Annotated in this window: 18 protein-coding genes; 9 read left to right on the forward strand and 9 right to left on the reverse strand. The window is 44.9% G+C overall.

The annotated features are described in order from the left end of the window. Window positions 1-30: 30 nt before the first annotated feature. The 4 genes from FGL37_RS21320 to FGL37_RS21335 all read right to left on the reverse strand — a co-directional run bounded on the left by FGL37_RS21320 (window position 31) and on the right by FGL37_RS21335 (window position 5,520). The gene (locus tag FGL37_RS21320; protein WP_028070353.1) at window positions 31-1,320 is read right to left on the reverse strand and encodes an anthranilate synthase component I family protein; all 1,290 of its coding nucleotides are present in this window, start codon (window positions 1,318-1,320) and stop codon (window positions 31-33) included. Between the two features lie 3 nt (window positions 1,321-1,323). Then, window positions 1,324-2,601, reverse strand: a complete 1,278-nt coding sequence (locus tag FGL37_RS21325; protein ID WP_028070352.1) for an adenylosuccinate synthase — start codon at window positions 2,599-2,601, stop codon at window positions 1,324-1,326. Window positions 2,602-2,731: 130 nt separating this feature from the next. Further along, a complete protein-coding gene (locus FGL37_RS21330) occupies window positions 2,732-3,223 on the reverse strand; it encodes a Fur family transcriptional regulator (protein WP_028070351.1) in 492 nt (163 codons plus the stop codon). Window positions 3,224-3,300: 77 nt separating this feature from the next. Next, window positions 3,301-5,520 carry a RelA/SpoT family protein gene (locus FGL37_RS21335; RefSeq protein WP_028070350.1) on the reverse strand — a complete coding sequence of 740 codons (2,220 nt, stop codon included), beginning with the start codon at window positions 5,518-5,520 and terminating at the stop codon, window positions 3,301-3,303. A 151-nt stretch (window positions 5,521-5,671) separates the two neighbouring features. Between FGL37_RS21335 and FGL37_RS21340 the strand changes: the two genes are divergently transcribed. The 3 genes from FGL37_RS21340 to bshB1 all read left to right on the forward strand — a co-directional run bounded on the left by FGL37_RS21340 (window position 5,672) and on the right by bshB1 (window position 7,749). Further along, window positions 5,672-6,304 (forward strand): DUF4294 domain-containing protein, encoded by a 633-nt coding sequence (locus FGL37_RS21340; protein WP_028070349.1) that lies wholly within the window; start codon window positions 5,672-5,674, stop codon window positions 6,302-6,304. Window positions 6,305-6,366: 62 nt separating this feature from the next. Further along, a complete protein-coding gene (locus tag FGL37_RS21345) occupies window positions 6,367-6,858 on the forward strand; it encodes a glutathione peroxidase (RefSeq protein WP_028070348.1) in 492 nt (163 codons plus the stop codon). 159 nt (window positions 6,859-7,017) lie between these two features. Then, window positions 7,018-7,749 (forward strand): bacillithiol biosynthesis deacetylase BshB1, encoded by a 732-nt coding sequence (gene bshB1 / locus FGL37_RS21350; RefSeq protein WP_028070347.1) that lies wholly within the window; start codon window positions 7,018-7,020, stop codon window positions 7,747-7,749. 80 nt (window positions 7,750-7,829) lie between these two features. On the opposite strand, the gene FGL37_RS21355 is transcribed toward bshB1, so the two are convergent. From FGL37_RS21355 to FGL37_RS21375, 5 genes are read right to left on the reverse strand one after another with little or no spacing between them, the layout of a single operon-like run. After that, window positions 7,830-8,354, reverse strand: a complete 525-nt coding sequence (locus tag FGL37_RS21355) for a hypothetical protein (protein WP_028070346.1) — start codon at window positions 8,352-8,354, stop codon at window positions 7,830-7,832. Window positions 8,355-8,409: 55 nt separating this feature from the next. After that, on the reverse strand, window positions 8,410-9,219 hold the full coding sequence (locus FGL37_RS21360) for a phosphate ABC transporter ATP-binding protein (protein ID WP_037533529.1): 810 nt from the start codon (window positions 9,217-9,219) through the stop codon (window positions 8,410-8,412). Then, a complete protein-coding gene (locus FGL37_RS21365; RefSeq protein ID WP_028070344.1) occupies window positions 9,180-10,028 on the reverse strand; it encodes a PstA family ABC transporter permease in 849 nt (282 codons plus the stop codon). Before FGL37_RS21365 ends, FGL37_RS21360 begins: the two co-directional genes overlap by 40 nt. Beyond that, complete coding sequence (pstC, locus tag FGL37_RS21370) at window positions 10,021-10,917, reverse strand: phosphate ABC transporter permease subunit PstC (RefSeq protein ID WP_028070343.1); 897 nt, start codon at window positions 10,915-10,917, stop codon at window positions 10,021-10,023. The genes FGL37_RS21365 and pstC overlap by 8 nt, the downstream gene beginning before the upstream one ends. A 1-nt stretch (window position 10,918) precedes the next feature. After that, a complete protein-coding gene (locus FGL37_RS21375) occupies window positions 10,919-11,836 on the reverse strand; it encodes a PstS family phosphate ABC transporter substrate-binding protein (RefSeq protein ID WP_138097018.1) in 918 nt (305 codons plus the stop codon). A gap of 199 nt (window positions 11,837-12,035) precedes the next feature. Here FGL37_RS21375 and FGL37_RS21380 point away from each other — a divergent pair, with 199 nt between their 5' ends. The 6 genes from FGL37_RS21380 to FGL37_RS21405 are packed head-to-tail and all read left to right on the forward strand — an operon-like array spanning window position 12,036 to window position 18,385. Further along, window positions 12,036-14,141, forward strand: a complete 2,106-nt coding sequence (locus tag FGL37_RS21380) for a ferredoxin-like domain-containing protein (protein WP_028070341.1) — start codon at window positions 12,036-12,038, stop codon at window positions 14,139-14,141. A gap of 13 nt (window positions 14,142-14,154) precedes the next feature. Continuing rightward, a complete protein-coding gene (gene cobA, locus FGL37_RS21385; protein ID WP_028070340.1) occupies window positions 14,155-14,913 on the forward strand; it encodes a uroporphyrinogen-III C-methyltransferase in 759 nt (252 codons plus the stop codon). Between the two features lie 2 nt (window positions 14,914-14,915). Further along, the gene (locus FGL37_RS21390; protein ID WP_028070339.1) at window positions 14,916-15,494 is read left to right on the forward strand and encodes a precorrin-2 dehydrogenase/sirohydrochlorin ferrochelatase family protein; all 579 of its coding nucleotides are present in this window, start codon (window positions 14,916-14,918) and stop codon (window positions 15,492-15,494) included. Further along, window positions 15,484-16,191: a phosphoadenylyl-sulfate reductase gene (locus FGL37_RS21395; protein ID WP_028070338.1), complete on the forward strand. Its 708-nt coding sequence runs from the start codon at window positions 15,484-15,486 to the stop codon at window positions 16,189-16,191. Before FGL37_RS21390 ends, FGL37_RS21395 begins: the two co-directional genes overlap by 11 nt. A gap of 43 nt (window positions 16,192-16,234) precedes the next feature. Beyond that, on the forward strand, window positions 16,235-17,125 hold the full coding sequence (gene cysD / locus FGL37_RS21400) for a sulfate adenylyltransferase subunit CysD (RefSeq protein ID WP_028070337.1): 891 nt from the start codon (window positions 16,235-16,237) through the stop codon (window positions 17,123-17,125). Between the two features lie 15 nt (window positions 17,126-17,140). Further along, entirely contained in the window at window positions 17,141-18,385 is a 1,245-nt protein-coding gene (locus FGL37_RS21405) for a sulfate adenylyltransferase subunit 1 (RefSeq protein WP_028070336.1), read from the forward strand. Window positions 18,386-18,498: the final 113 nt, after the last annotated feature.

The raw sequence follows: 18,498 nt of genomic DNA on the forward strand, positions 1-18,498 counted from the left end.
AAAAATATATTCTACAAAATTAGTATAGATTTATGGTTCCAGTGTCGTATCGAGGGCATGCAGGATTGCCGAGGCTTTCAGCAAGCATTCCTGATATTCTTGTTCTGCCAATGCCTGATTTGTAACGGCACCGCCCGTATGGAAGGAGAGGTATCCTGTTGCTTCATTGTAAAGCAATGAACGTATGACAACATTGAAATCGAATTCATCGTGAACTGTGTCAATGTAACCGATCGAACCGGCGTAGACACCCCGTTTGGAGGCTTCAACTTGGTCGCAGATGCGCATGGCCGCGATTTTGGGGGCTCCCGTCATGGAGCCTGCTGGGAAGGTATGCCGCAGAACGTCCATATTGGACACTGCCGGATCTTGTATACAGGTGATTGTGGAAACCATCTGATGCACCTGTCTGAACGACTGGATTTCAAATAGTTCGGTGGCTTGCACCGTACCCGGGAGAGCACTTCGCGTCAAGTCATTACGTACCAGATCAACAATCATCACATTTTCAGCAATCTCCTTTTGGGACCGCAGCATTCGGTCAATGATTTCCTGGTCTTCCTCCACGGTACGGCCTCTTTTGGCAGTACCTTTGATCGGTTGTGAAATCAGCCGACCTTGTCGCTTGGCGAGAAAACGTTCAGGTGATGCACATAGGATATAATGTGATCCTACTCGAAAGAAACTGCTGAATGGGGTCGGGGATATCGCATTCAGGTGAAGGTAGACCTCTACAGGCGAGATCTTCGCGTCAGTCGCGTAAAATTCCTGACAGAGATTCACTTCGTATATGTCTCCGCGCTGAATGTGTGCTTGCACTCGGTCGAATGCCCGAAAATACTGGTCTTTGCTCCAGCGGGACCTGACTTTCACCTTAAGCGGTGTAGAAACAGGAGGGATGGTGGTCGCAGAGATCGCCTCATAGACCTGTTTGGGATCATCTGCCTGGATATGGACCAGATTACCTGTCCAGCGCACAACCACGGCTGGCACAAAAAAGTAGGCTTCTGGAAACCTCAGATGATCGGGTGTCGTGGTGCGCAGCTCCTCAATCTCATTTTTCAGATCATAGGACAAGTAGCCCGGAATAAATGATTGTTGATGCCGGGACAAAAACTGCTGCAACTCGTCCAATACATGGTCTTGTCCACGAAAAGCGTGCAGGGCCTTTACAGCCAGGACACATTCATATCTTCCCCACTGATCAGGTGACCCATTGCTATTAAAGAAAGAAATTTCATCAAATTGCCCCGACCAGTGCAGGGCTTTTTGATGAAATTTATCTTTAGAATCGAGAAGATCAAAACTTTCGATCCGCATAGTTTACTTGGATAAAGCTAAGGTTTGTTTACGATCCGGACCTACCGACAGGATCGTAATCGGAACTTCAAGTGCTTTCTCTAAATAAGAAATATAATTTTGCAATGCCTCAGGGATTTCATCTGCCGAGGTAATACCTGTAAGATCCTGCTTCCAGCCGTCGATTTCCTCCAAAATTGGCTCAGCCTGGTGCGTGATGATCTCGTAGGGCATATAGTCAATGACCTCACCGTTGTACTTGTAATGCGTACATGCATAGATTTTGTCAAAAGTATCCAGCACGTCGGCTTTCATCATGATCAGGTCGGTCACACCGTTGAGCATAATGGCATACTTTAAGGCAGGGATATCAATCCATCCTGTACGGCGTGCGCGGCCTGTAGTCGCACCAAACTCATGGCCCAACTGACGCAACCTCTCACCGGTCTCATCATGTAGCTCGGTAGGGAAAGGGCCGCCACCTACGCGCGTAGCGTAGGCTTTGAAGATACCATACACTTTACCGATCTTATTCGGTGCCACACCAAGTCCTGTACAGGCTCCGGCAGTCGTGGTATTCGAAGAAGTAACGAACGGATAAGACCCAAAGTCCACATCCAGTAGTGTACCCTGAGCACCTTCGGCCAATACACGCTTACCTTCTTTAAGGTACTTGTTGACCAAGTGCTCTGAATCGACGTGAGGAATAGTTTTAATAAATTCGATCGCATCTAAGAATGCTTTTTCCTTTTCACTGAAATCAGGAATCTCACCGTAGTGCGAAAGAATATTCAAGTGCTTTTCTTTCAGCTTCTGATAGCGCTCCTGAAAATCGGGGAGGGTGGTGTCACCTACACGTAAACCGTTACGTCCGGTTTTGTCCATGTATGTAGGACCGATTCCTTTGAGGGTAGATCCTATTTTGCCTGCACCCATCTTCGATTCTGAAGCGGCGTCCAATAATTGGTGTGTAGGCAAGATCAGGTGCGCTTTGCGGGCCAGCACCAGATTGCCTTTACCCACCGGATCAAAACCAGCTGTCTTAAGGTTATCTAACTCTCTTTTTAAGATAATAGGGTCGATAACGACGCCATTACCAATAAGATTTAGTGTACCTTCATTGAAGATACCAGATGGAATTGTGTTGAGTACGAATTTTTTGTTATCGAATTCCAACGTGTGTCCGGCGTTAGGGCCGCCTTGGAAACGAGCGATCAAATCGTATTTCGGACAGAAGACGTCTACGATTTTACCTTTACCCTCGTCACCCCATTGTAAGCCCAAAAGCACATCAACTTGCATAGCTTTTAAAGTATAGTAATTAAAATGTTATTAATAAAAATAGACTCATTTAAAAAATAAAAATGTTCAGGAATTTTCCCCCTGAACATTCCCGAACAAATGTACTATTATATTTAACAAAAATATAAGATTAATTTGAAATAGCTTCGTGAGCCACAGTTTCTTCTTTTTTATTCTTTTCCTGGCAATCCTGACATACACCATACAGGTTTAGCGAGTGGTGCTTAATGTCAAATTTCAGCAAGTCACCCATCAGACTCTGGATCTGGTTGATACGCGGATCACAGAATTCGACCACCTTGTTGCACTCAATACAGATGACATGGTCATGCTGTTTGAAGCCATAAGATTTTTCAAATTGAGCCATATTACGTCCAAACTGATGTTTGGTCACCAGATCACAGGACACCAATAACTCGAGGGTATTATATACTGTAGCACGGCTGACACGGTACTTTTTGTTCTTCATATGGATATACAAAGATTCAACGTCAAAGTGGTCAGTACGCGAATAGATCTCCTCCAGGATCGCATAACGCTCAGGGGTTTTCCTTAGATTTTTATTTTCTAAGTAGGCTTCAAAGATCTTTTTTACAGTTGCAAAATTTTCAGCTTGATTCATAGTAAAAATATTCTTTTACAAATTTACCAATTTAGATTGACATTTGATAACGTTTCTAAATTGTGATATTCATTTGATTAACTTTCGGATTCGTAACGGTTTACTCCCGTAATACCCCTGACTTGCTTCAGGTTCTTCATGAGGCTTTCCAGCTGTTGGGTATCATTGACGTAGACCATAATATTACCGTCAAAAATACCTTCATTGCTCGAAATAGACAGGGAGCGGATATTGACCGCAAATTCCTGGGAAATGACTGTCGTGATCTTATTGACCAAGCCGACATCGTCAATCCCCACAATATGCAGGCCCGTTAAGAATGCGGAGTCCTTGGTCGAGGCCCACCGTGCTTTGAGGATCCGGTAACCATAGTTTGCCATTAGTTTGGAAGCGTTGGGGCAACTGGTACGGTGTATTTTTATACCGTCATTGACCGTCAGAAAACCGAATATGTCATCGCCGGGTATGGGATTACAACAGGGGGCGAGGGTATAATCCACCTTTTGCATATCGTCACCGATCAATATGGTATCAAACTCCTTTTTATTGATTTTCTCCACCAGACCACCGATATGGGCATTAAACTGGTTGCCGTTGGCAGGGCCGGCATTGATCTCCACAGCTTTTTCATGGGCCACATACTCGCGTAATTGTTTGATATCAACCACACCTTTTGCAACGTTGTAAAAAAGATCCTGTGAACTTGGATATTTTAGATAGTTTGCAATCTTATTAATATTGTCCGTATTGTAAGTCACTTTGAGCGACTTTAGCTTACGCTCAAGAATTTCCTTGCCATCTTCAGCAACACGTCTCTTCTCTTCTTTGAGGGACGAACGTATCTTGGATTTTGCTTTTGCTGTTACCACAAAGTTGAGCCAGTCCTCTTTTGGCGACTGCTTGCTGGAGGTGATGATCTCAACCTGATCACCATTCTGCAAAACATGGCTGAGCGGCACCAGCTTGTGGTTCACTTTAGCTCCAATACAACTTGCACCGATATCTGAATGGATTTCGAACGCAAAATCCAGTGCTGTTGCATTATTGGGCAGCTGGATCAAGGTACCTTTGGGAGTGAAAATGAAGATCTCATCTGAAAATAGATTCATTTTAAAGTCATCCACAAAGTCCATTGCATTCTGGTCAGGACTGCTTAATACATCACGTACTTTTTTGATCCACTGGTCCAAACCTGAATCTGAGTTCGATTCTTTATACTTCCAGTGTGCCGCAAATCCTTTCTCCGCAATCTCATTCATCCGTTTGGTACGAATCTGCACCTCAACCCATTGGCCTTTGGGGCCCATAACGGTGGTATGCAATGACTCATAGCCATTTCCTTTGGGTGAGGAGATCCAGTCGCGCAGACGGTCAGGATTGGGCCGATAAAGGTCAGTGACGATGGAATAGACTTTCCAGCATTCGGTCTTTTCTTTTTCGTCCACCGCATCGATGACAATACGAATCGCAAATAGGTCATACACTTCTTCAAATGGAATGGACTTTTTGCGCATTTTGTTCCAGATAGAATGTATGGATTTGGGGCGTCCGAAGACTTCTGCTTTAATACCCTGCTCCTGAAGAATCTCCTGTATAGGACCGATAAAATCGCCGATGAATTTCTCACGCTCGGCCTTTTTCTCATTCAGCTTGCGTGCAATAAATTTATAGGTATCAGGGTCGGTATATTTCATCGATAGATCCTCAAGCTCCGACTTAATGGCGTAAAGCCCTAGACGATGGGCCAGAGGCGCATAGAGATAACTGGTCTCTGAAGCGATCTTCAGTTGCTTGTCTCTAGCCATAAACTCCATGGTCCGCATATTGTGCAGCCTGTCCGCGAGCTTAATGAGGATCACGCGCACATCATCCGCCAGTGTCAGCAGCATTTTACGGAAATTTTCCGCTTGCATGGAGCTATTAGGATCGAATATCCCCGAAATTTTGGTTAGACCGTCGATAATGCGGCGGACTTTCTTCCCAAACATCTCCTCGATCTCATCGAGTGTCACGTTGGTATCTTCAACAACATCATGCAGCAAAGCACAGACGATGGATGTCGTACCCAGGCCAATTTCCTCGGCTGCAATCTGCGCTACCGCAATCGGATGATAAATATAAGGTTCTCCTGACTTGCGCCGCATTTCTTTATGACTATCCAGAGCAAGGTCAAAAGCTTTACGGATCTCCTGCTTATCTCCGCGCTGCAACGTAGGCTTACAGGCACGCAATAAAGCGCGATAACGTTTTCTTATCTCTTTGTTTTCTGCTTCTATATCAATCACATAATCTTTCATAAACGTTGCAGGTAAATGATGTTTTTTTGAGTAAATTTGCTTAATTTAGTTAATGTATTTTGAATACTGTGTTCAAGCTAACTTATTTTGTAATAAATTTACCAAAATTTAATAGCATTGACAAATTAAAAAGTGTTATATAGTCATTCGGATGAAGACAATTGTTTTTGGCTTGCTTTTTCTCCTGGGGTCTTTGTCGGCTGTGGCGCAGTCCCAACCCTTGGTCATGCCGCTTTATGGCGAGGGGGCGCAGGAGACCGTAAGTGATTATATGACAACGACCTTGCCATCCGGCGAAGTACTGCCCTGGTTTCCGATCCCCGAAGTGGTGATCGTCCGAAAACGGGTGTGGTCCAGCGAGGAGGCACGGCGAGCGTATTTACGCTTCCGTAGAAATGTGCTCAAGGTGCTTCCTTATGCGATATATGCACAGAAAAGATACGATCAACTCGACCGGGAACTGGCAATGACCTCTGATAAAAAACAACAAAAGGCGCTGGTGGATAAATGTGAGACCGACGTCAAACAGATGTTTGACCGCGAGATCAAGAACATGACGATTTCTCAGGGCAAAATTCTGATCAAGCTGATCGATCGCTATACCGGACATACCGGCTATGAAATGGTCAAGGAGATGAAAGGCGGTATCTCGGCATTCTTTTATCAGGGGGTGGCCAAAATTTTTGGACATAATCTGAAGTCGACTTATGATCCTAAAGAGGATTTTGAGATTGAGAATATCATCCGGGAATTTGAACGCTCAAGACCTAAGCCGGTCATGTAACTGGCGCTAGCAGGCTATAGACGTCTATGCGCAAACTAAATTAATTTACTTTATAAGCCCATATGAAAACGATCTACAACTTCGATGCTCTGCAGTTTAACGGCAAAAAGAAGTCGCTTGCTGATTTTGAAGGAAAGGTATTGCTCATCGTCAATACCGCAAGCCAGTGTCTCTTTACGAGACAGTTTAAATCTCTAGAAAAGTTGTACCAAAAGTATAAGGAAAGGGGATTTGAGATCTTAGCATTTCCCTCCAATAACTTTCGGAACCAAGAGCCACTGACAGGAAGTACGCTGGAGACTTTTTGCAGAATCAACCAGCAGGTCAGTTTCTCGATATTTAAACGGAGTCACGTGATCGGTGAATATACGACGCCCTTGTATAATTTCTTGTCCAACAAGTCTGAAAACGGACGGATAAACAGCAAGCCTTCCTGGAACTTCCACAAATACCTGATTAATAGACAAGGGGAAGTCGTTGACTTTTTCTATCCCATCACTTCGCCATTGTCAGGTAAAATTTGCCGTAATATTGAACGGCTATTGCAGGAGTGATCGACAAACTTCCTACCTTTGGCCCAGCTTAAGCGCAACAGCAGCTCGTCGTGGAATGTGATCCAAGGCACCGGAGCAAGAAGGAGCATGCGCATTACCTGTCATTTGATAACCTGACAGAGAATATAGCTACCAAATATAAGAGAGGAATAGAAAAATATGGTAAAATTAGATTTACTTGTCATTGCCGTACATCCTGACGATGCCGAATTAGGAGCAGGGGGCGTGATGGCAAAATATGTTGCTGAAGGAAAAAAGGTCGGAGTCGTGGACCTCACACAGGGTGAACTGGGCACAAGGGGTACCGCCGCAACCAGAGCGCAGGAAGCAAAAGATGCTGCCGCCATACTGGGCCTTGCAGCCCGGGAGAATCTCGGTTTAAGAGATGGCTTTTTTGAGAATGCCGAAAAAGAAAAACTAGCAATCATTACAGCGATACGGAAATACCAGCCGGAAATCGTCATCACCAACGCAATTACCGACCGTCATCCGGACCATGGCAGGGCAGGACAGCTGGTCAATGAGGCCTGTTTTCTGGCAGGCCTAAGAAAAGTGGAAACCAGCGATACTGACAATAAGCCTCAGGAGGCATTCCGTCCGAGACTGGTACTGCAGTTTGTACAGGATCATTACATCAGACCGGATATCGTCATCGACATTACGGACTACTATGCGACAAAGGAAAAATCAATATTAGCTTATAAAACGCAATTCTATACCGGGGAAAATGTAAATCCGGACGAACCACAGACCTATATTTCGAATCCCGACTTTATTGCATCTACTGCTGCCCGGGCGAGAGAATTCGGGCGTTATATCCAGGCAAAATATGCGGAAGGTTTCACTTCCCAGAAAATCCTTGGTGTGGAAAACCTATTTGACCTTAGGTAACATCAATCCCTATTTTTGCGTAAAAACAGATGCAGGATTATTTACCCCTGATATGGGCAGATAATCCTGCAATTGCTTCATTATTTATTCAGGGATTTAGGAATTCTAATATCAGTTATATGTATACCAACAAAACAGTCGTCCTGGCAATTATCAGGAACATAGCCAGCAGAAGAAATTAACCCATTGTTTTCGGCTTCAAAATACACTTTTACACCATCCCTCTTTTTTAACCACTCACTCTTTGCCCGCTCATAGACGCGATCCAATGTAACCGCCTCATAACCTTCAGCATGTGTGCTTAATTCACTCGTATTCTCATGCCATTTCGCAAAAATTTTCTCCTGACCATCGTCCAGTACCGCTTTAGCTTCGTAAGACCTATATGCAACTTGGCCGTTAAGTACGGTAATCGCTGTGATACTACTACTCCCTGTCCAAGACGAGCTGGTAACAATGTATTCATACGAATTATTGTTATCCTTTTTATACTTCTGAAAAGCTTCATAGCTCTCGTCGAATGCAGAAGAATACTCAAAGTCTTTACAAGAAATAAAAAGACTGAAGAATGCCGTTAATAAGGCAATAAAATAGCTAGCTCTCATAATTAAGTTATTTCAATCCTAACCATAACGAGTTAGCTAACGCGCCCGCTACAGCTTAGGAAATAAATCCCTTTACGTATTGCTTGGTGATCTCGTGCTGCGGATTTAATAAAACTTGTTCTGTAGGGCCAAATTCGAGGATTTCACCCCCATATACGAATAAAATATAATCAGAAACCCGTCTGGCTTGCCTTAAAATGTGGGTGACCAGGACGATAGTATAATCCTTTTTGAGTTCAATGAGCAGTTCTTCAATTTTCGCCGTGGACAAGGGATCCAATGCTGATGTCGATTCGTCCCCAAGAATGATTTCAGGCTCGACAGCGAGTCCCCTGGCCAGACAGAGCCTTTGCTGCTGTCCAATGGACAGCCCACTGGCAGAATGACCTAGACGGTCTTTAACCTCGTCCCATAGGGCCACGTTGCGCAGCTGCGTCTCAACAATCTTATCCAGTTCTTTTTTACTTTTTGTTCCATGTATCCGGGGACCATACGCCACATTGTCGTAAATGGACATGGGCAGGGGATAAGGCTTTTGGGACAGGAGCCCCATTTTCTTCCGGATATGCGTTACTTCGGCACTTCTACCATAGATATCTTCGCCATTCACTAGTACTGAACCTGTAATTTCAACACCTTTGGTATCATCGACAAGCCTATTGAGCGTTTTCAAAAGCGTCGTTTTGCCGCAGCCCGAAGGCCCGATGATAGATGTTACGCTATTATTGGGCAGTGCAAGGTTGATATTCTTCAGGATATGCCGGCCGTCAATATGGACATTGAGATCCTTGATTTCAATGTGCGGTTCGGACAACGGATGCTGTATCAACGATTCTTTTGTTTCGATTGAAGGATATGAGTGCATACGACAATAATTAAAATAATGATTGTTAAAACCAGAGCCGAGGCATAGGCACGGCCCTGTACTTCAGGAATGGGGCTGCTTAACTGGAAGAATATCGCCAGCGGTAGTGTTGCTGCAGGCTCATCGATATATTTGGGCAGGTTGTCACTGAAACCTGTGGTCAGCAACACACCGGCCACATCACCGATAGCACGCCCAAAAGCCAGTAATACGGCAGTCAATAGACCGGCACGGATGCTGCGGAGCATAACCTTGGCCAGTTCCCAGCGCGTAGTACCAAGGGAAAGGGTGACATTTTTTAAATCTTGTGGAATGGTTTTGATCAACTCATCGACAGTCCGGACGACAATCGGAACAGTCAATAACGTAACCGTAATAATACCTCCCAAAAGCGATGCGCGGATACCAAAATAGACCATGATACCAAAACCCACCGCACCGTAAACAATGGAAGGTACACCATATAAAACGTCAAACAACAGTTTGGAAAACTGTGTTATTCTCGATTTACCGCCAAGGTATACATTAAGGTATAGGGATATGGGAATGCCAATCAGTGCAGAGAGTCCGGTAGCGACGCCCGCCAGATAAAGGGAACCTAAAATGGCATTTAGAATCCCGCCTTCTTTCCCGATATAAAATCCGCCCTTAGGCAGCTGGCTGACCATATCCCAGTTGAGGTATGGCAGGCCTTTGTACAATATTGTACCTACGATAAAAAACAACGAAGCCGTTACGGTAATGCCCGATAGATGCATAAATCCCTTTGCAATCTTCTCGTTCAACAATCTTCTTTTGGTATTATCCATGTTGACCTCCCTCCAAACGCCGCAGGATCAGACGCGATATTAAATTGAAAATAAATATGATAACAAATAGCAGAAGCGCTGAAAACATCAACGCCGATTCGTACAGGGGAATAGACATCATTTCGCCAAAGTTGTTGGCAATCAGTGCCGGAATCGGGTACCCCGCATCAAATACCGAGGTGGGCACTTTGGGCACATTGCCACAAACCATGAGCACTGCAATAGTTTCGCCAAAGGCCCGCGACGTAGAAAGGACGACAGCGGCAACGATGCCCGGCCGAGCCTTTTTGAGTATAACGTGCCGGATTGTATCCCATTTGGTGGCTCCCAAGGAAAGGGAAGCGGCCTTTAAATCATAGGGGATGGTCTGCAATACCTCTACCATGATGGATATCATAATCGGAAATATCATGACGGCAAGCACGATGCCACCCGCGAGCACAGAATAACCAGACGTAACGACGCCAAAAAGAGGTGCGATATAAAGCTGTATCAATGGTACGATAAACAGCACTCCCCAGACACCGTAAAGTACCGGTGGAATAGCTGCCAACACGTTGACAAGCGGGAGCATCATATTCTTTAGGGCGTCCGATGCGTATTCGGTCAAGTACACAGCTGTCAATATACATAACGGAATAGCAATAACAAGAGAGATTAAGGTCACAGCAAGCGTACCGGCAATAAAAGGCAAAAAGCCGAATGATCCCTTCATCGGCGACCAGACTTTTTCTGTCAGCAGCTGGAAAATGTTGCTGTACTCGAATAAAGGGATCGACTTGACGGTCAGCCCAACGGCGATGACAAGCACGACCGACAAAGAAACCAACAGCAGCACTAATGTGGATCGTTTGACTAGAGAATCTTTAACCAGACGTATATTTAACATGCTATAATTTATTTAATTCTTCTTTTATCAAGGTTTGGCTCAAAGGCACATACCCATTCTCCAGGAGCTTGGACTGAGCCTGGGGCTGCAGCACATAGGTTATAAACTCTTTGAGCAGCAATGATTCTGTCTTATTGTGGGTGACAAAAGTCAGGTCCCTTGCCGGGGGAGCAGGATACTTTCCCGTTGCCACGGCTTCTGTCAGTGCGGACAAAGTGCCATAAAATTGCTCATCAGGGTCAACCTGCCCATTTTTATTCAGGTCAAGTGGCAATACATCAATTCGGTCAAATACTTTGTCTGATTTTAAATTGTACACGTAATTGATATTGTTGAATCCAATGCCGTATTTGTCGTCTTTGATGGCTTGCGCAATACCGGGATCGCCAAAGATCCCTACGCCCTGCAGGTCTTCCTGTTTATGGTCGAAAAATTTGGCCCAAGTCTCTGCCGCACCAGCAGCATCCGAACGGACATACACATTGATCGGGTCGGCTGTAAACCGGGGATCGATCTGTTTCCATGTTTTATAACGGCGATCGATAAAAATGCCAGCCAGTTCGTCCTTGGTCAAGCCTCTTTTGAGCAGTGCATCGTAATTCGGATTGTCCGGATTTAGTGTACATATAACAGCGTCCTTAGCAACGATAATGGGGACAGCGCCCTTCTTAATCTCCTGCGGATGGAGGTCCCGCGATACCAGCCCAATATCGACCATACCGGTAAGCACATCGGCTATGCCTTTGCCCGCACCACCCGCAGAGATATTAAAACGAACATTTGGATGATCCTTCTTAAAGTCTTCACTCCAGATCACGACCAAAGGATACAAGGCAAAAGCACCTGAAAGAGAAATATTACCTTCAAATCCCCGCTCTTTACTATAGCCATTCTTGACTTTAGGTGCACAGGAGCTCATCTTTGAAATGATTGCGGCACTAAAAATCAACGCTATAAGACACCTTTTTATCGTTACACCCATTAGTCTACAGGTTAAGTCTATTAAAATTTATACGGCAAATATATATTAATTTGGTAGATATTATAGAATATTAAAAAAATATTTTTACATTTGACCTCGAGAAAAGAATACTAAATCAATAGATTTTATTTGTTTTATGCAAAGCTTCCGTACAGAATTAGAAAATCCGGTCGTGGAAAGGGAAATTATTGAACTTGAAAAAAAGATTCGGTTATTCCACGAAGGAAAGATCGCAGATGAGAAATTTAGATCATTGCGCTTGGCGAGGGGAGTATATGGACAAAGGCAGCCCGGAGTTCAGATGGTGCGTATCAAACTTCCGTTTGGCAAGGTTACCTTTAAACAACTGCTCAAAATAGCGGCAATATCGGATGAATATGCCAGTCATAATCTCCATCTGACGACACGTCAGGATATTCAGATCCATTATGTCAGCCTGGATCGCACTCCTGAACTTTGGTCAAAATTGGCCGAAGATGACATAACATTGAGGGAAGCCTGTGGTAATACAGTCCGCAATGTGACGGCTTCGCCGACAGCCGGCATTGATCCCAACGAACCTTTTGATGTATCTCCTTATGCACAGGCTACCTTCGAATATTGCCTGCGCAATCCGGTCTGTGCGGATATGGGCCGTAAATTCAAAATGTCTTTTTCGGCGAGCGATGAAGACACCGCCTTTTCATATATTCATGACCTCGGTTTTATACCCAAAGTAAAAATTGTCAATGGGATAGAGACGCGTGGATTTAAAGTGATGTTGGGTGGTGGACTCGGCTCCCAGCCGTTTTTGGCCGCAGCAACAAATGAATTCCTTCCGGAGGATGATCTGATTCCTTATATAGAAGCCACATTACGGGTATTTGACCGTTACGGTGAGCGCAGCAACCGCAATAAGGCCCGTTTCAAGTACCTAATCCAAAAACTCGGCCTGGATGAAGTCTTGCGTTTGATTGAGGCCGAAAAGATCGCGACGAAAGTTAAGACTTTTCCGATTGACCGCACACGCATCGAGCAGCCGCTACCACCGGACGACAACAAGCTTGAAGCTTTAGACCTTGAAACTGACCTGGCCTACCAGGTATGGAAGAGTACCAATACATTTGCACAGAAGCAGCAAGGTTACTACGGTGTTTATGTCCGGGTCTCAACAGGTGATATCGGCACAGACAAAGCGAGAGCCTTGGTCGCTGGACTACAGGGGCTTGTTGCGGATGATATCCGAATTACACAAAACCAAAGTCTGCTGCTGAAATATGCCACGGAAAAATCACTACCACATATCTATGAAGTACTTCGTTCATTAGATCTTGCTCAGGTAGGGTATAACAGTACAGCAGATGTAACTACCTGTCCAGGGACAGACACCTGTAATCTGGGGATCTCCAATAGTACGGAAATGGCACGGGTGATCGAGTCGTATATTGCTGAATTTTATCAGGACTTTGTATTTAACCGGGATTTGAAAATTAAGATCTCGGGCTGTATGAATTCATGTGGACAGCATGGGCTCGCTCATATCGGTTTCCATGGCAGTTCGGTCAAAGCGGAAGGCAAAATCGTGCCTGCTGCTCAGGTGATGTTGGGCGGCGGAACGATCGGCAACGGTGAAGGCCGTGTGGCGGAGCGGGTCATCAAAGTGCCAACCAAACGTGTACTCCATGTCGTGGACCTGATCCTCAGCGATTATAAAAAGAATGCGGAAGCTACAGAAAACTTCCATGCTTACTATGATAGACAGGGCAAGAATTATTTTTACACCCTATTGAAACCGCTGTCCGACCTGACCAACCTGTCTGAGGACGAGTTTGTCGACTGGGGACATGAGGGCACTTTCCAGACAGCTATCGGCGTAGGAGAGTGTGCTGGCGTCGTGATTGACCTGGTCGCTACCCTGATCTATGAAGCTGAGGAAAAACTGCAATGGGCAAACGAAACTTACCGGGAATCAAAATTTGCGGATGCCATCTATCATGCGTACAATGCATTTGTACAGGCAGCCAAAGCCTTATTACTGGATAAAGGAATCAGCGCCAGCACACAAAATACAGTGATCAACGAGTTTCAGACACACTTTGTTGAGTCCGGTGAATACAGTTTTGACCGTCCGTTTACGGAACTTGTACTGCAGATTAGCAAAAATGAACCGTCAGCTGACTTTGCAACGAGCTACCTACAGGAAGCGACAAAGTTTATAAATGAGGTTTATCAACGTAAAAATTTAACGCCAGCACTGGCATAGAGGAGGAAAGAGAATGTCGATAAAAGCTAAAGTAACTCTGGTTGGAGCCGGACCCGGTGATCCAGAACTGATCAGTCTTAAAGGGATCAGAGCAATCGAGCAGGCGGATGTCATTTTGTATGACGCACTTGTCAATGATGAATTACTCGGCTATGCGAAAGCTGATTGCGTGAAGATCTATGTTGGAAAGCGTGCCGAACAGCTATCTACTTCGCAGGACGAGATCAATCGCTTATTGGTCGATTACGCGTTGAACTATGGCCATGTAGTCCGCTTAAAAGGTGGTGATCCTTTTGTGTTTGGCCGGGGTGGTGAAGAGATCGATTATGTTGCCCAATATGGCATTGAGACCGCGGTTGTTCCGGGTATTTCGTCGGCAATAGGCCTTACGGGACTACAGCAGATCCCCTTGACATACCGTGGGATCAGTGAGAGCTTCTGGGTCATAACGGGCTCAAAATCGGACGGGTCACTTTCTAAAGATCTGCACCTGGCTGCTACTTCCAATGCGACCGTTGTGGTGTTGATGGGATACGGAAAACTGGCTGAAATCGTATCCATTTACCGTGAACGAAACTTGCACAACTTGCCGATCGCATTGATCCAGAATGGTTCTTTACCAAATGAAAAAGTGGTGCTGGGCACGATAGAAAATATATTGGATGAATCCACGGAGAAGAGAATCGGGGTACCGGCGATCATTATTATCGGAGAGGTCGTCGCCAAACACCGGGCGTTCCAGCAGATTAAAGAAAAAGCATTAGCTTTATAAGCATGAATCAGCTATTTCCTATATTCGTCAAACTTGATCAGATCCAAACCTTATTGGTAGGGGGCGGAAAGGTAGCACTGGAAAAATTTCAGGCCCTGATAACGAATGATGAGTCCCTCAATCTGACCATCGTCGCCAGGGAGATCATTCCTGAATTTGAAACGTTGCTCAAAGAATACCCACATATCAGACTGCACTTAAGGCCTTTTGAGCCTACTGACATAGCACATAAACGGCTGGTCATTGCTGCGACCAATAATATGGAACTGAATGAACAGTTGCGCAAACTGACCGAACAGCACAATATCCTGTTTAACGCGGCAGACAAACCGGCGCTATGTGATTTTTACCTGGGGTCCATCGTCAAAAAGGGCGACCTCAAAATTGCCATTTCAACCAACGGCAAATCGCCGACGATCGCAAAGCGGGTGAAGGAACTGTTAAATGATCTGCTGCCCGAAGAAATCGATGAGACGCTATCCTTGATGAGCGCCTACCGAGATCAGCTCAAAGGGGATTTCGAATCGAAGGTGAAACAGCTGAATGAACATACCAAAAATATTTTACGTCATGAACGTTGAGGAAATTAAAGAAATATTAGGCGATAAAAAAGATGTGGCTCTGCTACAGACTATCGCTGCACTATATCCTTCGGAAGTGGTATTTTCGACATCATTTGGTATTGAGGACCAGATTATAACCGAGTGGATTGGCAAGAACAATATAGATATCGAAATATTTACCTTGGACACCGGCAGGCTGTTTAAAGAAACATACTCCCTCTGGAGCCGCACATTGGAACGCTATCAATTGCCGATTCGCACCTATACTCCGGACACCGCGTTGTTGGAAGAGTTTATCAGCAGAAAAGGCCCCAATTCATTTTATGAATCGGTGGAGAACCGAAAAGAATGCTGCAGAATCCGAAAAATAGAGCCACTGCAACGTGCGATTAAAGGTAAGAAAATCTGGGTCACAGGTATACGTGCCGAACAGTCTGCAAACAGACACGACATGGATTTTGTCGAATATGATGAAATCAACGAGATCATTAAAATCCATCCTTTGTTTGACTGGACGTTTGAAGAGGTAAAACAATACTGTAGAGAGCAACATATCCCATACAATGTACTGCACGACAAGGGATTCCCAAGTATTGGCTGCCAGCCCTGCACGAGAGCCGTACAGGAAGGAGAGGACTTCCGCGCCGGCAGGTGGTGGTGGGAAGACCAGAGTAAAAAGGAATGTGGGCTACATGCGGTAAAGTCCCATGAATAAATAAAGCCAAAATTCATTACATCAACTATTATCATTTCAAAAAATGGACTATTTAGATCATTTAGAAGCGGAAGCTATATATATTTTGAGAGAGGTCGCGGGACAATTTGAAAAACCAGCGCTCCTGTTCTCGGGCGGCAAAGATTCAATCACGCTGGTCCATCTGGCAAAAAAAGCCTTCAGACCAGGTAAGTTTCCTTTTCCGTTAGTTCATATCGATACGGGGCACAATTTTCCGGAAACAATTGCTTTTCGCGATCAGCTTATTGCGGAGATAGGTGAAAAACTAATCGTTGGATACGTACAGGACAGTATTGATCAGGGCAAAGTAGTTGAACAGAAAGGCAAAAATGCCAGTCGTAATGCACTACAGACAGTTACCCTCTTGGATACAATTTCAAAATACGGTTTTGATGCCTGTATCGGAGGTGCACGACGGGATGAAGAGAAAGCACGTGCCAAGGAACGCATATTCTCGGTACGTGACGAATTTGGACAATGGGACCCCAAGCGCCAGCGTCCTGAATTATGGAGTATTTTCAACGGCAAAATCAATAAGGGCGAAAACGTACGTGTATTTCCGATCTCCAACTGGACGGAGCTTGATGTCTGGAATTACATCAAACGTGAGGAGATCGCCTTGCCGTCGATTTATTTTAGTCATGAACGTGATGTGATCACACGAAACGGCCAATTGATGGCTGCGGCGCCGTTTCTGAATATCGATGAAGAGGACGTCATAGAACGCAAATCTGTCCGCTTTAGAACAGTTGGCGACATGACCTGTACAGCTGCAGTGGACTCCACGGCAACAGCGCTGGATGATATTATTGCTGAAATAAAAGCCTCTACCGTCAGCGAACGCGGAGCGCGCATGGATGACAAAGTATCGGAGGCGGCAATGGAAGAACGTAAGAAACAGGGGTATTTTTAATAGATATTGACAACAATGAATATATTGAAATTTATAACAGCCGGTTCTGTCGACGATGGAAAAAGTACCTTGATAGGCCGCTTGCTTTACGATACGAATTCTATCTTGGATGACCAGCTGGAAGCGATACAGCGTGCAAACCGAAAAAACGACGACGGCACCGTCGATCTGGCCATATTGACAGACGGACTAAAGGCGGAACGGGAGCAGGGCATCACTATCGACGTCGCCTACAAGTATTTTCAGACAGACCAAAGAAAGTACATCATAGCGGATGCTCCCGGGCATATTCAATATACCCGAAACATGGTAACCGGAGCGTCCAACTCCGATCTGATCATCATTTTGATTGACGCCCGTAAGGGTGTGATTGAACAGACAAAACGTCATTCGTTTATTGCCAAACTATTGGCTATGAAACAGGTACTGGTATGCGTCAATAAGATGGACATGGTCGACTATAGTGCCTCAGTATTCGAGCAGATCAAGGCCGATTACCTACAGCTAGCAGCGAGATTAGGACTCAAGGAAGTAGACTTCATTCCGGTATCCGCCTTAAAAGGCGACAACATTGTTCATAAATCCAGCCGTATGCCTTGGTATTCAGGCGAATCCTTGCTGGATTACCTTGAGCATGTGGAAATTCATGAAAGTGAGTCCGCAAACTGGAGATTTCCGGTGCAATGGGTCGTCAGGCCACAAACGGATGATTTACACGACTATAGGGGATATGCAGGTCGTGTGTTAGGAGAGGGGTTGACGGTAGGCTCGCCCGTCATCATCTATCCCGCAGAAACCTACAGCACAATTAAAGCCATTGAATTTAATGGCCAGAATCTTGAACGCGCCGAAAATGGACAATCGGTGATCGTTCACCTGTCTGATGATGTCGATATCAGCCGCGGCGACACAATAGCGAATGTCGAAGCTCCGCCAAAATTTGAACGGAACATCCAGGGAAATATCTGTTGGTTTGACAACAAACCGTTGGATACAGATCAAATTTACCTGATCCAAAGCCACAGCAAACTGACAAAAATTAAAGTTGTCGACGTGCTTTACAAGTTTGATATCAATACACAGGAAAAAGTTTATGATGAAGCGATAAAGCTGAACGACATTGGCCGCATTGCGATCAAGTCGGCAGAGAATCTCGTATTTGATCTTCAAGATGAAAATGCTGCAAATTCTCAAGCGATTGTCATCGATCCGCGTACCAATCTCACTGTTGGCGCATTGATGATTCAAGCTGTTGACTAAAATTAAATTTTAAATATTCAACCTAAATATTTATTTCGGAACTCAGCTTAATAGCTGAGTTCTTTTTTATGCGGTTATTGGAATCTTTCGCTTTAATATGCGGCAAATTGAAG

Source organism: Sphingobacterium thalpophilum (assembly GCF_901482695.1).
GTDB lineage: Bacteria > Bacteroidota > Bacteroidia > Sphingobacteriales > Sphingobacteriaceae > Sphingobacterium > Sphingobacterium thalpophilum.

Coding starts and splice junctions, on each gene's coding strand:
- FGL37_RS21335 (WP_028070350.1), bottom strand. CDS start 5,520: ATGAAAGATTATGTGATTGATATAGAAGCAGAAAACAAAGAGATAAGA.
- FGL37_RS21380 (WP_028070341.1), top strand. CDS start 12,036: ATGCAAAGCTTCCGTACAGAATTAGAAAATCCGGTCGTGGAAAGGGAA.
- FGL37_RS21340 (WP_028070349.1), top strand. CDS start 5,672: ATGAAGACAATTGTTTTTGGCTTGCTTTTTCTCCTGGGGTCTTTGTCG.
- cysD (WP_028070337.1), top strand. CDS start 16,235: ATGGACTATTTAGATCATTTAGAAGCGGAAGCTATATATATTTTGAGA.
- pstC (WP_028070343.1), bottom strand. CDS start 10,917: ATGTTAAATATACGTCTGGTTAAAGATTCTCTAGTCAAACGATCCACA.
- FGL37_RS21375 (WP_138097018.1), bottom strand. CDS start 11,836: ATGAGCTCCTGTGCACCTAAAGTCAAGAATGGCTATAGTAAAGAGCGG.
- FGL37_RS21330 (WP_028070351.1), bottom strand. CDS start 3,223: ATGAATCAAGCTGAAAATTTTGCAACTGTAAAAAAGATCTTTGAAGCC.
- FGL37_RS21390 (WP_028070339.1), top strand. CDS start 14,916: ATGAATCAGCTATTTCCTATATTCGTCAAACTTGATCAGATCCAAACC.
- cobA (WP_028070340.1), top strand. CDS start 14,155: ATGTCGATAAAAGCTAAAGTAACTCTGGTTGGAGCCGGACCCGGTGAT.
- FGL37_RS21405 (WP_028070336.1), top strand. CDS start 17,141: ATGAATATATTGAAATTTATAACAGCCGGTTCTGTCGACGATGGAAAA.
- FGL37_RS21360 (WP_037533529.1), bottom strand. CDS start 9,219: ATGCACTCATATCCTTCAATCGAAACAAAAGAATCGTTGATACAGCAT.
- FGL37_RS21320 (WP_028070353.1), bottom strand. CDS start 1,320: ATGCGGATCGAAAGTTTTGATCTTCTCGATTCTAAAGATAAATTTCAT.
- bshB1 (WP_028070347.1), top strand. CDS start 7,018: ATGGTAAAATTAGATTTACTTGTCATTGCCGTACATCCTGACGATGCC.
- FGL37_RS21345 (WP_028070348.1), top strand. CDS start 6,367: ATGAAAACGATCTACAACTTCGATGCTCTGCAGTTTAACGGCAAAAAG.
- FGL37_RS21325 (WP_028070352.1), bottom strand. CDS start 2,601: ATGCAAGTTGATGTGCTTTTGGGCTTACAATGGGGTGACGAGGGTAAA.
- FGL37_RS21355 (WP_028070346.1), bottom strand. CDS start 8,354: ATGAGAGCTAGCTATTTTATTGCCTTATTAACGGCATTCTTCAGTCTT.
- FGL37_RS21395 (WP_028070338.1), top strand. CDS start 15,484: ATGAACGTTGAGGAAATTAAAGAAATATTAGGCGATAAAAAAGATGTG.
- FGL37_RS21365 (WP_028070344.1), bottom strand. CDS start 10,028: ATGGATAATACCAAAAGAAGATTGTTGAACGAGAAGATTGCAAAGGGA.